The 13,569-nt window shown below is 68.0% G+C and carries 12 protein-coding genes; 7 read left to right on the top strand and 5 right to left on the bottom strand.

The features are described from left to right. Complete coding sequence (locus ACTOWJ_RS22165; protein WP_441336781.1) at positions 1-1,443, bottom strand: sensor histidine kinase N-terminal domain-containing protein; 1,443 nt, start codon at positions 1,441-1,443, stop codon at positions 1-3. Next, a complete protein-coding gene (locus ACTOWJ_RS22160; RefSeq protein WP_441336780.1) occupies positions 1,436-2,128 on the bottom strand; it encodes a response regulator in 693 nt (230 codons plus the stop codon). The genes ACTOWJ_RS22165 and ACTOWJ_RS22160 overlap by 8 nt, the downstream gene beginning before the upstream one ends. A gap of 208 nt (positions 2,129-2,336) precedes the next feature. Between ACTOWJ_RS22160 and ACTOWJ_RS22155 the strand changes: the two genes are divergently transcribed. The 3 genes from ACTOWJ_RS22155 (at position 2,337) to phbB (ending at position 5,921) form a co-directional block, all read left to right on the top strand. Then, positions 2,337-3,527: an OprO/OprP family phosphate-selective porin gene (locus ACTOWJ_RS22155; protein ID WP_441336779.1), complete on the top strand. Its 1,191-nt coding sequence runs from the start codon at positions 2,337-2,339 to the stop codon at positions 3,525-3,527. A gap of 203 nt (positions 3,528-3,730) precedes the next feature. After that, positions 3,731-5,059 carry a CitMHS family transporter gene (locus tag ACTOWJ_RS22150; protein WP_441336778.1) on the top strand — a complete coding sequence of 443 codons (1,329 nt, stop codon included), beginning with the start codon at positions 3,731-3,733 and terminating at the stop codon, positions 5,057-5,059. Between the two features lie 121 nt (positions 5,060-5,180). Further along, positions 5,181-5,921 (top strand): acetoacetyl-CoA reductase, encoded by a 741-nt coding sequence (gene phbB / locus ACTOWJ_RS22145; RefSeq protein ID WP_441336777.1) that lies wholly within the window; start codon positions 5,181-5,183, stop codon positions 5,919-5,921. A 123-nt stretch (positions 5,922-6,044) separates the two neighbouring features. Here the strand turns inward: phbB and ACTOWJ_RS22140 are convergent, their stop codons facing one another. Together ACTOWJ_RS22140 and rsgA are read right to left on the bottom strand one after the other, a co-directional pair. Continuing rightward, the gene (locus ACTOWJ_RS22140) at positions 6,045-7,319 is read right to left on the bottom strand and encodes a flavohemoglobin expression-modulating QEGLA motif protein (RefSeq protein ID WP_441336776.1); all 1,275 of its coding nucleotides are present in this window, start codon (positions 7,317-7,319) and stop codon (positions 6,045-6,047) included. A 78-nt stretch (positions 7,320-7,397) separates the two neighbouring features. Beyond that, positions 7,398-8,546 carry a ribosome small subunit-dependent GTPase A gene (rsgA, locus tag ACTOWJ_RS22135; RefSeq protein WP_441336853.1) on the bottom strand — a complete coding sequence of 383 codons (1,149 nt, stop codon included), beginning with the start codon at positions 8,544-8,546 and terminating at the stop codon, positions 7,398-7,400. A gap of 240 nt (positions 8,547-8,786) precedes the next feature. Here rsgA and ACTOWJ_RS22130 point away from each other — a divergent pair, with 240 nt between their 5' ends. The 3 genes from ACTOWJ_RS22130 to ACTOWJ_RS22120 are packed head-to-tail and all read left to right on the top strand — an operon-like array spanning position 8,787 to position 11,369. Then, complete coding sequence (locus tag ACTOWJ_RS22130) at positions 8,787-10,040, top strand: pyridoxal phosphate-dependent aminotransferase (protein ID WP_441336775.1); 1,254 nt, start codon at positions 8,787-8,789, stop codon at positions 10,038-10,040. A gap of 7 nt (positions 10,041-10,047) precedes the next feature. Beyond that, the gene (locus ACTOWJ_RS22125; RefSeq protein ID WP_441336774.1) at positions 10,048-10,671 is read left to right on the top strand and encodes an SGNH/GDSL hydrolase family protein; all 624 of its coding nucleotides are present in this window, start codon (positions 10,048-10,050) and stop codon (positions 10,669-10,671) included. 26 nt (positions 10,672-10,697) lie between these two features. Continuing rightward, a complete protein-coding gene (locus ACTOWJ_RS22120; RefSeq protein WP_441336852.1) occupies positions 10,698-11,369 on the top strand; it encodes a methyltransferase domain-containing protein in 672 nt (223 codons plus the stop codon). A 241-nt stretch (positions 11,370-11,610) separates the two neighbouring features. On the opposite strand, the gene ACTOWJ_RS22115 is transcribed toward ACTOWJ_RS22120, so the two are convergent. Then, entirely contained in the window at positions 11,611-12,384 is a 774-nt protein-coding gene (locus ACTOWJ_RS22115; protein ID WP_441336773.1) for a polysaccharide deacetylase family protein, read from the bottom strand. 126 nt (positions 12,385-12,510) lie between these two features. On the opposite strand from ACTOWJ_RS22115, the gene grxD reads away from it, so the two are divergent. After that, the gene (gene grxD, locus ACTOWJ_RS22110) at positions 12,511-13,437 is read left to right on the top strand and encodes a Grx4 family monothiol glutaredoxin (RefSeq protein WP_441336772.1); all 927 of its coding nucleotides are present in this window, start codon (positions 12,511-12,513) and stop codon (positions 13,435-13,437) included. Positions 13,438-13,569: the final 132 nt, after the last annotated feature.

Raw genomic sequence — 13,569 nt, 5'->3', positions numbered from 1 at the left:
TCATGCCGGAACCCTCGGCAGGCTCAGGGTGACGATCAGACCGCCGCCGACCCGGTTGGACAGGTCGATGCGGCCGCCGTGGCTGTCGACGATGCGCTTGACGATCGCCAGGCCGAGGCCGGCGCCGCCGTCGGCGGCGTCGCGGCCGCGGGCGAAGCGTTCGAACACGGTCTGCGCATCGGCCGCGGCGATGCCGGGCCCGTGGTCGGCCACGGTCAGTACCGCGGTCGGCGCGGTGTCCTCGCCGCTTACGGTCAGGGCGATCTGCAACGGACCGCCCTCGCCGCTCTGTTTCTGATCGGCCTGGCGCGGCTGGCCGTGCTTGAGCGCATTGTCGATCAGGTTCTTGATCGCCTCGCGCAGCAACAGCGCGTCGCCGCGCACCAGCACCGGATGATTGGTCGCGGCCAGTCGCAGATCCGGGCGCGGGCCGGACTGCGGGATCGATTCGAAGATCGCCTGATGCAGCAGTTCGGCCAGATCGACGGTTTCGAACTGCTGCAGATGCGAGCGGTGGATCGCGCTGGCGTCGCTGAGCAACTGGTTCAACAGCCGGCTCATGTGGCTGGCGTTGCGCTCGATCATCACCAGGCTGCGGCGTTGTTCGCCCGGATCGTCCTCGTCCAGCGCCAGTTGCGCCTGCGCGCGCAGCGCCGCCAGCGGCGTGCGCATCTGATGCGCGGCATCGCCCATGAACGCGCGCAGGGTTTCGTTGCTGGCCGACAGCCGCGCCATGAAGCGGTTGAGCGCGCCGACCATGTGATCGAGTTCCAGCGGGACGTCGCCGGCCACCGGTTTGAGATCCGACGGCTCGCGCAGCGACAGATCGCGTTCGAGTTTGCGCAAGGGCCGCAGCGCGCGCTGCACGCCGATCCAGACCAAAAGCAGCGCCGCCAATGACACTGCGACGATCGCCACCAGCGCCCGCAACACCACATCCTCGGCCAAATCCTCCCGCGCAATCCGGGTCTGCCCCACCTGCACGATCGCCTGCCCCTGCCCCACCGGCCCCGCCACCCAGCGCGAGACCGCGACGAAGCGGGTGCGCTCGCCGCGATACATCGCATCGAACAAACGCGGTTTGCCGTCGGCCGGCGGCGATGGCGGCGCGGGCAGATCGGCGTAACCGGTGATAGTGAGGCCCTCGCGGCTGGCGACGCGGTAGTAGACGCGGTCTTCCGGCGCCATCGCCAACAGATCCAGCGCGGCGTAGGGCAGATCGACCTGCCACTGTCCGTCGACCAGAGCCACGCTGTCGGCGATCGACAGCGCCGAGGAGATCAGCAGGTGATCGTAGGAACGATCGGCGGCGTCGCGGCCGTAACTGCGCGCGGCCAGGAACAACAGCACCGCGCCGATCAGCGACAACGCGCCCAGGTAGATCAGCAGCGTCTTGCGTATCGAATCGCGACGCGGCGGCACTGCGCGCGCGGGCTCAGCCATCGTCGCGCTCCGCGCCGGGCAGGACGTGTTCGATCATATAGCCCGCGCCGCGCACGGTGAGGATGCGCAGCGGCGCCGGCGCGAGTCGTTTGCGCAAACGCCCGACGTAGAGTTCGATCGCATTGGGCCCGGCTTCATCGTCGAAGCCGAACAGGCCGTTGCCGATCTCGTCCTTGCTCACCACCTGGCCGAGTTTTCCGATCAGGATTTCGAGCAGGCGGAACTCGCGATTGGGTACCTCGATCGCCTCGCCATCCAGGGTGACCCGATGCGCGCCGGCATCGAACACGAAGCCGCCGATCTGCACCACGCCCGCGGCCTGGCCGCGGTTGCGCCGCAGCAGCACCCGGCAGCGCGCTTCGAATTCGCGAAAATCGAACGGCTTGCTGAGGTAGTCGTCGGCGCCGGAATCCAGCGCCTTGACCCGATCCTCGATGCCGTCGCGCGCGGTCAGCATCAGCACCGGCGTGGTGTCGCCGCGCTCGCGCAATCCGGCCAGCAGGCCCAGGCCGTTGAGCCGCGGCAGGCCGATGTCGAGCACGACCAGATCGAAGTTCTGATAACGCAGCACGTTGGCCGCCTGCAGGCCGTCGGGCTGCCAGTCCACCGCATGCCCGTCGCGGCGCATGCGCCTGACGATGGCGTCGGCCAGATCCGCGTTGTCCTCCACCAAAAGAATACGCATTAAACGGGCTCCGTCGCCCAGTCAGAAGCCGCACTCAATCAGCGGCCTTAGAAAAAACCCTCGGCGATGACAGGTCGTTGACAGCTTCGACCGCCTAGCCTGCGCTGGAGGGGTTGGGACGGTCCAGTCGGGACGGCCCAACTATAAGCGCTGCGGCGCGCGCATGTCGCGCAAATGCAGCGGGAATACAGGGCCGGGAGAAACATCGATGGCTGTTGTCCACCACGCCGGCGCGTGTGTCGCGCTGTGCCTGCTTGCCGCGTCCGGCGTCGTTCATGCGGCGCAGGGCGAGGAAAGCCCCGTCACCGCCGAGTTCGGCGGACGCATTCACTGGGACTTCGCCGAGTTCGACGACGACCGCCGCGGCACCGCCAACCCGGACGACACCGAAGTGCGCCGTCTCTGGCTCGATGTGTCCGGCCGGTTCTACGGCTGGGGCTACAAGATCGAAGGCGACTTCGCCGGTTTGCAGGACAAGTTCAGCGGCGACAACGTCGAGGCCAAGGACGTTTACGTCACCCGCGATTTCAAGGCCGGCAAGCTGACCATCGGCCAGTTCAAGCAGTACTTCACCCTGGACGACCGGATCAGCTCCAACTACGGCGTGTTCATGGAGCGCAGCATGTTCGCCAGTTCGGTCGCGCCCTTGTACCGGCTCGGCGCGGCGTGGATCACCGCGCGCGATCATTACACCGTCGGCGGCAGCGTCTACAGCCTGGAAAGCATCGACGTATGGCAGGTCAAGGGCCGCGCGTTCGGCGCGCGCGGCACCTGGGCGCCGCGCAACGAAGACGGCGACACCTTGCATCTGGGCCTGTCGCTGGCGCGCGAGTACTACGACCATCCCGGCCGCGACGGCGCCAACGGCTTGCGCATCGCGCCGCGCCCGGCCGGGCATCTGTCCGACAACAGCCGCGCGACGCTGGTCAATTTCAGCCGCGGCCTGGACACGGACGTGGACAAGTACTCGCTGGAATTCGGCCTGGCGCGTGGGCCGATCTATCTGCAGTCCGAGCTCAGCGGCGCGGATTTCGACGATGGTTCGCAGCGCGGCGAGATCCGTTCGGCCTACGGCCTGATCGGCTGGTTCATCACCGGCGAGAACATGCCGTACGACCGCAAGTCCGGGCGCTTCGGCCGGGTCAAACCCGCTGGTAGTGGCGGCGCCTGGGTGTTGGCGGCGCGCTACGACACGATTCGCGGCAAGCAGCATTTGAACGGCGCAGCGGATTTTAACGACGTGTCGATGGAGCAGACCAGCCTGGGCGTGAACTGGCATCTTCGCTCGAATCTGCGCTTCATGCTGGACTGGATCGAGAGCCGCAATCGCGATCGGTTGGCGGATAGGACGCTGGATCGCACGCGTGCGATCACCGGGCGGTTTCAGTACGACTTCTGAGTCTTTCGCTCGAAAGGCCCTGGATATTCGGCTCCGCCGAAGTGGAGCAGAGCCCGCGTTCGCGGGAATGACGGGGTGGGAGTTTCGTCGTTTGACGGAGTGATCGCTTCGCCGTTCGACGGGATAAGAGTTTCGCCGTTTCCGATCGTGCCGCATCGAATCGAATCGATCCGCATCGCGATCAAATCCAAAGGAATCGCCTCATGTTGACCATCCTCGGCTTCGGCATGGTCCTGACCTTCATGTACTTGATCATGAGCAAGCGGCTGTCGCCGCTGGTGGCTCTGATCGTGATCCCGATCGTCTTCGCCCTGGCCGGCGGCTTCGGCCATGGCATCGGCGAGATGATGATCGAGGGGATCAAGAAGATCGCGCCGACCGGCGTGATGCTGATGTTCGCGATCCTCTACTTCGGGGTGATGATCGACGCCGGACTGTTCGATCCGATCGTCAAGCGCATCCTCAAACTGGTCAAGGGCGATCCGGTCAAGATCGTGGTCGGCACCGCGGTGCTGGCGATGCTGATCTCGCTCGACGGCGACGGCTCGACCACCTACATGATCACCGTCTCGGCGATGCTGCCGCTGTTCCAGCGCCTGCGCATGAACGCCTTGAACCTGACCTGCGTGACCATCCTGGCCAGCGGGGTGATGAACCTGACCCCGTGGGGCGGACCGACCGCGCGCGCGGCGACGGCGCTGCACGTGGATCCCAGCGAAGTGTTCGTGCCGCTGATTCCGGCGATGGCGATCTCGTTGCTCGGCATCATCGCGTTGGCGTGGTACCTGGGTCTGCGCGAGCGCCGGCGCCTGGGCATCGTGACCTTGCACGGCCACGCCGCCGACTGGAATCCCGAGCTCGATACCGCCAGCGACAATCTGCCGACCCTGGCCGACAGCGAGGACACCAAGCGGCCGAAGCTGCTGTGGGTCAACGCCGGGCTGACCGTGGCGCTGATGACGGCGCTGATTCTCGGCCTGCTGCCGTTGCCGGTGTTGTTCATGATCGGCTTCGCGATCGCGCTGGTGATCAACTACCCCGACCTGGCCGAACAGCGCCGCCGCATCGGCAACCACGCCGGCAACGTGCTGGCGGTGGTCTCGCTGATCTTCGCCGCGGGCATCTTCACCGGCATCTTGTCCAACACCGGCATGGTCGAGGCGATGTCGCGCAGCTTCCTGGCGGTGATTCCCGACGCCTGGGGTCCGCATCTGGCTGTGATCACCGCGATCGCCAGTATGCCCTTCACCTTCTTCATGTCCAACGACGCGTTCTATTTCGGCGTGCTGCCGATCCTGTCGGAAGCGGCCGGGCATTACGGCATCACCCCGGTGGAAATGGCGCGCGCCTCGCTGGCCGGCCAACCGGTGCATCTGTTGAGCCCGCTGGTGCCGTCGACCTATCTGCTGGTCGGCATGGCGAACGTGGATTTCGCCGACCATCAGAAGTTCACGCTGAAATGGGCGGTGATGATTTCGATGATCCTGATGCTCGCTTCGCTTGCGTTCGCACTCTACCCCTTCGCCGCTTGATCGCCCCCTGCAGGAGCGGCGCGAGCCGCGACCGCGGAACCGCGCTTGCGTCGTAGCCGCGATGTCGCGGTCGCGGCTCGCGCCGCTCCTACAGGGAGCTCACCCACAGGAACCTGACGCCATGACACTCCGCATCGCCTACGTCACCAGCGGCATGGGCAGCCTGGGTACCGCGATCTGCCAGAAACTCGCGCAGAGCGGTCACACCGTGGTCGCCGGCTGCGGCCCCAATTCGCCGCGCAAGGCCGGTTGGCTGCGCGAACAGCGCGAGTTGGGTTACGACTTCATCGCCTCGGAAGGCAACGCCGCCGACTGGGATTCCACCGTGGCCGCCTTCGCCCAGGTCAAAGCGGAGGTCGGCGAGGTCGACGTGCTGGTCAACAACGCCGGCGGCACTCGCGACGTGCTGTTCCGGCAGATGACCCGCGACGACTGGAATGCGGTGATGGCCGGCAACCTGCACACGCTGTTCAACATCACCAAGCAAGTGGTCGACGGCATGGCCGCGCGCGGCTGGGGCCGGATCATCAACATCGGTTCGGTCAGCGCGCAGAAGGGCCAGATCGGTCAGGTCAACTACGCCACCGCCAAGTCGGCGATGCACGGCTTCACCCGCGCGCTGGCGCAGGAATTCGCCGCGCGCGGCGTCACCGTCAACACGCTTTCGCCCGGTTACGTCGCCAGCGCGGCGATCAGCGCGTTCCCGCCCGACGTGCTCGATCGCCTGGCCGCCTCGGTACCGGTGCGGCGGTTGGGCAAACCGGAGGAAGTGGCGAGCTTGTGCGCGTGGTTGGCGTCCGACGATGCGGCCTTCGTGACCGGCGCGGACTATGCGGTCAATGGCGGCTTGCGGATGGGGTAATCCCGCATCGAAGCGACGGTAGGAGCTGCGCAAGCTGCGACTGCGAAACCCCACATGCGGCGTAAGCGAGGTTTCGCGGTCGCAGCTTGCGCAGCTCCTACCGTCGGATAGGGCAAGACCCGATCACCCGATCTCGCTGAAATCGCCCTCGGCCATGTGATCGAGGCGAATCCGATTGGCGAACAGCGAGAACGCCAGCATCCCGGCCAAGCCGTTGGCGCGGGTGATCCACGGCGGCATCCAGCGCGGCGGCGCGATCACGCCGTCCTGGAACAGCGGTTCGAAACGCTGCACGTCGCCCAAGGTCATCTTGCCGGCGAACAGCCAGCGGCACAGGTGCAGCTTCTGCTGGCGCAGCGCCCAGCGGAAGAAGGTGTGCACGCCGACCAGGCCGCGCAGGTACACGGTGTCTTTGGTGAAGGCCGCGCCGCCGCCGGTGGGCACGCCGCGGAACACGCGCTGGGCCGAGGCGAAACTGTCGGCCGGCGATTGCCCGGCGTCGATGAAGTAACGGAACACCTGGATGAAATCGGCGCCGTCCAGGGCCATCGCCACCGCGTCGATGCGCAGGCTCAGCCGCTTCATCCTGCCGATGTCGATGCTGCCGGTGATCTGCTCGGCGAAGGTCGCCAGACCTTCCTGGGTGGCGGTGCTGCGCGGCGAGGACAGCGCCAGGCTCGGCAGAATGGGCTGCAAGCGACCGTTGAGCGCGGTCAGCGAATGCACGAAAGCCTCGTGCTGCAGCAACTGGTGGCGGTCGTAGTCGCTGAAGGCCGCGCCGGTGCGCAGGCGGATACGGGTAGCGCCGGCGGCGGCCTTGGCGATCAGGTCGGGATCGAGGATCACCTCGATCACGCGGGCATCGAAATAGTCGTCCAGATCGCGCTGCAATTGCAGGCTCAGCGCGGTCGCGGATATCTCAACGGTTTCGGCCGGCGACATCAGCTCGCGGTCGAGTTCGTTGGCGATGGAGATGAAGTGATTGGCGGCCTCGCGCGTGCTCGGCCCCTGCCCGGGCAGGGCCGCGTCGGGCTTGCCGAACAGTTGCACCGAGTAATCTGTGACTGCGGGCGTGCCCAGGCATTCGAGCAGTTGCGCGGCGATGCCCCAGGAGTGCGCCGATTCGATCAGGTACTCGCCGAGCGGATGATCGCGGTCGGCGGCGTCGGCGATCGCATCGAGTTCGGCGCGCACTTCGCTGAAGTCGTGCTTGGGGTACTGGATGACCGGCAGCACCGCGGTGCCGCGCGCGTAGTCGGCCAGGAACGCGTCTTCCAATCCGGCCGGCCAGCTGGCCATGGTCAGCAGCTTGATGCCGCGCGCGGCGCGGACCATGCGCGCGTCCAGCGCGGCGTGGTGCTGGATGTCGGGACTCAGATCGGTGGGGAGGGCGCTCATGCGGCGGCCTTCTTGGATGTTGTGGAAGCAAAGGCGAAGAGCGCATCCACGCGACTGATCCTCAAACCACGCCCGCGCTCAACGCCGCCCATGCTTATCGTCCGAACGCTTGCCCGAAGGCTTACCGGGCGTCTTGATGTCGGCCTTCTGCGCGCGCCGGTTGGCGAGCTTGCTGGCCGCGCCCGAGACTTCGCCGCTCAATTTCAGATAACTGGCGAAACGCTGCGGATCGAGCTTGCCGCTCTGAATCGCCTCGCGCACCGCGCAGCCGGGTTCGCTGGCGTGCGAGCAATCGCGGAACTTGCATTGTTCGGCCAGGGCTTCGACGTCGCTGAAGTTCTCGGCTACGTCTTCTTCGCCGGTCGGCTTGAGTTCGCGCATGCCCGGGGTGTCGATCAGACACGCGCCCGACGGCAGCGGAATCAGCGCGCGATGGGTGGTGGTGTGGCGGCCGCGCGCGTCGCTCTCGCGCACCGCGCCGGTCTTCATGCGTTCGACGCCGAGCAGGCTGTTGGTGAGCGTGGATTTTCCCGCGCCCGAGGAACCGACCAACACCACCGTGCGGCCCGGCTGCAGCCACGGCGACATCGCCGCGACGCTGCCGTCGCGATCGCGCGCGTTGACCGCGCGGATCGCCACGCCCTGGGCCAGTTCGATCAGGGCGCCGATGGCCTGCGCGACTGCGTGTTCGTTGGCGGCGGTGGCTTCGTCGGCCTTGGTCAGCACGATCACCGGCTCGGCGCCGCCGCGCACCAGCAACAGATAACGCTCGATCCGGCGCGGATTGAAGTCGGCGTCCAGACCGCAGACCACGAACACCGTGTCGATGTTGGCCGCGATCAGCTGCTGCTTGTAATGCTCGCCGGCCGCGCCGCGCTTGATCGCGCTGTAGCGCGGCAGCAACGCCACGACCTTGGCGCGCTCGGGCTCGCCTTCGACCAACATCCAGTCGCCGACGCCGGGCCGCTGTTCGGGCGCGAGCGAGCCTTTCTTGTAGCTCGCCGCGCGCTGCCATTCGGGCAGGGACTCGACCCGATAGCCGCTGTCGGGCCCATCGGAGACGACGTAACCGCTGCGGTGCTGCTCGGTGACCCGCGCGGGGCGAGCCTGCGGATGATCGGCCAACAGCTGGCGCCAGACCGGGTCGGCCGGCAAGATATCCTCGGCCGTGATCGGCCATCCGATCGCCTGCAAGGCGGCGAGTTCGGGGGTCAAAGGCGCGGGCAGATGGCAGGCATGGCCCGATTCTACATAGGCCGCCCGCAGGTTTTGCCTTTCGCGTCCGGCTTTGGACCGCTCGGGACCGCCCGCCCCCGCCCGGCGCTCCGCTCCGGCCCGGGCGCAGAGCAAAGCCGGGAACCGTGCGCGCCGCCGCAGACGCCGGGCCCGGCCGCAGGCCCGGCCAAGCTGCTTAGTCGGGCGGATTCAGCTAGTCTGAAGGCCCATCCACCGACCCTGCCCGCTCCAATGTCCCTTCCGCCCCTGAAAACCCGCGAACGCCTGTCTGAAGTCCGTTACGAAATCCGCGGTGAACTGGCCCGGCGAGCTCGCGAGTTGGAGGCCCAGGGACGCAAGCAGATCAAGCTCAACATCGGTAATCCCGGCGCCTTCGGGTTCCGCGCGCCCGAGCACCTGCAGCGCGCGATCGCCGACCACATCGCCGACACCGACCCCTACACCCACCAGCAGGGCCTGCCGGCCGCGCGCGAGGCCGTCGCCGCCTTCCACAAGAAGCGCGGCACGCCCAATGCCTCGCCCGAGCGCGTGTTCATCGGCAACGGCGTCAGCGAGCTGATCGACCTGTCGCTGCGCGCGCTGCTGAACCCGGGCGATGAAGTGCTGCTGCCCTCGCCCGACTACCCGCTGTGGTCGGCCGCGACCATCCTCAACGACGGCCGCCCGGTGTACTACCGCTGCCAGCCGGAGAACGGCTTCCTGCCCGATCCGGACGAGATCGAGCAACTGGTCTCCAGTCGCACCCGCGCGATCGTGCTGATCAACCCCAACAACCCGACCGGCGCGGCGTATCCGCGTGCGCTGATCGAACGCATCGTCGCCATCGCCGCCAGGCACAAGCTGCTGCTGATGTGCGATGAGATCTACGACTCCATTCTTTACGACGGCGCGCAGTTCACTCCGGTCGCGCCGATCGCCGGCGATCTGCCCTGCCTGAGCTTCGGCGGCCTGTCCAAGGTCCACCGCGCCTGCGGCTGGCGCGTGGGCTGGGCGGTGCTGTCGGGCGATCCGGTCGCCAGCGGCGATTTCCACCACGCCATGGATCTGCTCGGCGCGCTGCGCCTGTGCGCCAACGTGCCCGGCCAGTTCGCGATCGAAGCCGCGCTCAACGGCACCGACACCATCACCCCGCTGTGCGAACCGGGCGGACGCCTGTACGAAGCGCGCCGCGCGGTGATCGATGCGGTGCAGGCCAGCGAACATCTGGATCTGGTCGTCCCGGCCGGCGCGCTGTACGCGTTCCCGGCGGTGACCGGCGCGGCCGCGCAAGGCTTCGACGATCACAAGTTCGCCCTGGAGCTGCTGGAAACCGAGGACGTGCTGGTGGTCCCAGGCTCCAGCTTCAACGTGCCCTACCGCAATCACTTCCGCGTGACCCTGCTGCCGCAGCCCAGCGATGTGCGCGAAGTCTTCGGCCGGATCGAGCGCGTGCTCGACCGCTACGCCGCGCGCAGCCAGGGCCAACGCGCGGCCGCCGTCGCCTGAGGCTGCGATGGCCCTGACGTATCTGGCCCTCGGCGACAGCTACACCATCGGCGAGGCCGTGCCCGAAGCCGGCCGCTGGCCGGTGCAGTTGGCGGTGCAGTTGCGCGAACACGGCATCGGCCTGGCCGCGCCGCGGATCATCGCCACCACCGGCTGGACCACCGATGAGCTGGCGCTGGCGCTGGACTTGGCCGAACCGTTGGGGCAATGGGATTTCGTCAGCCTGCTGATCGGGGTCAACAACCAGTACCGCGGCCGCAGCGCGGTGCAATACGCGGCCGAGTTCCGCGAGCTGCTGGAACGCGCGATCGGCTATGCGCGCGGCCGCGCCGACCGGGTGCTGGTGTTGTCGATTCCCGATTGGGGCGCCACTCCGTTCGGCGCCACCGACAAACGCGGCGCGGCCGCGATCGGCGCCGAGTTGGACGTGTTCAATATCAGCGCCGGCGAAGTCTGCGCGCGCCACGGCGTGGCCTTCGTCGACATCGCCCCGGCATCGCGCGATCGCGCGAGCGAGCCGCAGATGCTGGCCGAGGACGGCCTGCACCCGTCGGCGGCGATGTACGCGCAATGGACCGCGCTGGCGCTGCCGGTGGCGCGCGATCTGCTGCAAGACGCAGAACCACGATGAACGCCGCCGGCGACGCGGCGCGGCCGCTGCCGCCCGAACGCGCGCAAGCCATCGCCCGCGCGTTTCTGCCGGTGCATCCGCTGGGCAATCGCTGGGATTACTACTACAGCCGCGCCAAGCTCGGCAGCGATCCGTTGTATCCGGGCGTGCTGCAGGCCTTGCGCGGCAGCCAGGCGCCGGTGCTGGACCTGGGCTGCGGCCTGGGCCTGTTGGCGCATGCGCTGCGCCTGGACGGGCAGACCATGGCTTATCGCGGCGTCGATAACGACGCGGCCAAAATTTCCCGCGCGCGCAAGGTCGTGGCCAAGGTCGCTCTGGCCGATGCGCGTTTCGATGTGGTCGATCTGGCACTCGGGCCGCCCGAACATCGCGGCAGCGTGGCGATTCTCGATGTCCTGCAATACCTCGACGCGCCGACCCAGCACGATCTGATCGCGCTCACCGCGGCGATGCTGTCGCCCGGCGCGAGGCTGGTGATCCGCACCGCGGTGGCCGACGGCAGCCGCCGCGGCCGTCTCGGCCAGACCACCGACCGCCTGGCCAAGCTGATCGGCTGGATGCAGTCGGCACCGCGCTGCTATCCCGATGCGCAGGCCCTGCACGCGCAGTTGCAAGGCTACGGCTTGGACACCACGGTGGCACCGCTGTACGGCAATACGCCGTTCAACAATTGGCTGATCGTCGCGCGGCGCAGATGAGCACCGAAGGCGCGAATGCTGTTACGACCGACTTCGCCGCCCTCACCCCAACCCCTCTCCCGTCAACAGGAGAGGCGCTCAATTTGCCAGAACACGGCGATCCCGCACTGTATGTGTTCCCTCTCCCGCTTGCGGGAGAGGGCTAGGGTGAGGGGATGAGCGCCGCAGGCGTGAATGCTGTTGCCATCCAGCGTGGCTGCCTTCACTCCCCGCCCGAACGCATAGCGTTCGGCCGGCGCGATCACTCCGGAACGATCGCCCGGTAACCGCCGTCCCTCATCGCCTCGAGCACGCCTGCGACGATCGCCACGTTGTTGCCATGCGGCGCGCCTTCGTGCAGCAACACGATCGCGCCGGGACGGAAATCGGCGACGATCCGCGCCACCGCCTTGTCCGGTTCGCCAAGTACGCCGTCGAAACCGCGCGCGCTCCAGGCCACCCGCGCCAGCGCCAGTTTCTTCAACGACACCGACACGAACGGATTGGCCATGCCGACCACCGCGCGGAACCAACGCGGGGTCACGCCGGTCACCGCTTGCAGGCGCGACTGGGCCTGCTCGATTTCCGCGGCCATGCGCCGCGGGCCCAGCGCCCAGAACCAGGCCTGCGGATGCGACAGGCTGTGGTTGCCGATGCCGTGGCCGCGGCGGACGATCTCGCGCGCCAGCTCGGCGCGCGCGGCGGCGCGTTCGGCGACCAGGAAGAATGTCGCCTTGGCGTCGTGCGCATCGAGCAGGTCCAGGATCGCCGGCGTGTCCTCGGACGGACCGTCGTCGATGGTCAGCCACAGTGCGCGCGCATCGGTCGACAGCCGGGTCAGCACCGGGCCGAACAGGCGCGAGCGCGGCCACAACGTGCCCCAGAACATCGCCGCGTGGCTGAGCAGCAACGCAGTCAGGCCCACGCCCCAGCCCAGCCGCCACCACAGCGCCGCCACCGCCAACTGCGAGGCGGCGAACAGCCACAGCCAGACCCAGGGGCGGCGAGGCGAACGATGGGGGGCAAGAACGCTCATGCGGATGGGACGGGGCTCCGGGCGGGATGCGATACGGGCGCGGCCGGCCTCGCGAACGGCCCATCCTACCTTGCGGCACGCCGGAGCCGCCCCCATGTGGGCTGGATTCCCGCCAGACAGACCGTCATGTCCCTTGATCCCGCCCTGCGTTCGCGCATCGAAACCCTGCTCCAGTCCAACCGCGTCGTGCTGTTCATGAAAGGCGCGCCGAACGCGCCGCAGTGCGGTTTTTCGGCCAAGGCTTCCGGCGCGCTGAACGCGCTGCTGCCGCAAGGCTACGCCCACGTCGATGTGCTGGCCGATGCGGAGATCCGCGAAGGCATCAAGACCTATGGCGAGTGGCCGACGATCCCGCAGCTGTACATCGACGGCCAGTTGGTCGGCGGCAGCGACATCATCGAGCAGATGGCCGGCAGCGGCGAACTGCACGGCGCGCTGGGCCTGCCCGCGCCGGACCGCAGCCCGCCGCGGCTGAGCATCACCCCCGCGGCGGCGCAGATGCTGCGCGAAGCGGTGGCCAATGCCGGCGACAACTACGCGGTGCAGTTGGAAGTCGACGCGCGCCACAACGTGCGCCTGCAGTTGGCCCCGGTCGACGCCGGCGCGGTGGCGACCGAGGTCGAAGGCGTGCGCGTGCAGACCGATTGGATCAACGCGCGCCGCGCCGACGGCGTGTCGATCGACTGGGCCGACGACGATCGCGGCCGCGGCCTGGTCATCACCAACCCCAACGCGCCGCCGGCGGTACGCGCGCTGAGCCCGGCCGACGCCAGCGAGCGTCTGCGCGCCGGTTCGCTGCGCCTGGTCGACGTGCGTCCGCCCGACGAACGTGCGATCGCCCGACTCGCCCTGGCTTTCGACACCTTCGATCACGGCACCGACGCGCTGGAAACCCTGCCCAAGGACACCCCGATCGCGTTCCTGTGCCACCACGGCGGCCGCAGCGCCCAGGCCGCGGAGCACTTCCGTCAGCTGGGCTATCGCGAGATCTACAACGTCGAAGGCGGCATCGATGCCTGGGCCGATCTGGACAGTGCCATCGCCAAGTACTGAGCGCGGATTACGCCGGTGCTGAAAGCCGCGTCCCCAGGGGCGCGGCTTTGTCGTCTGTGGGGCGGGTTACCGCGGCGCAGCGGGCCCGAAAGCTCTCCCACGCAGGCCGCGGCAACGGGTTCAGGCTGGTTT

It is taken from the genome of Lysobacter sp. CA199 (genome assembly GCF_052078715.1).
Classification (GTDB): domain Bacteria; phylum Pseudomonadota; class Gammaproteobacteria; order Xanthomonadales; family Xanthomonadaceae; genus Lysobacter.
The sequence above is the reverse complement of the archived record's forward strand: the minus strand, read 5'-3'. Positions and strand labels throughout refer to the sequence as shown.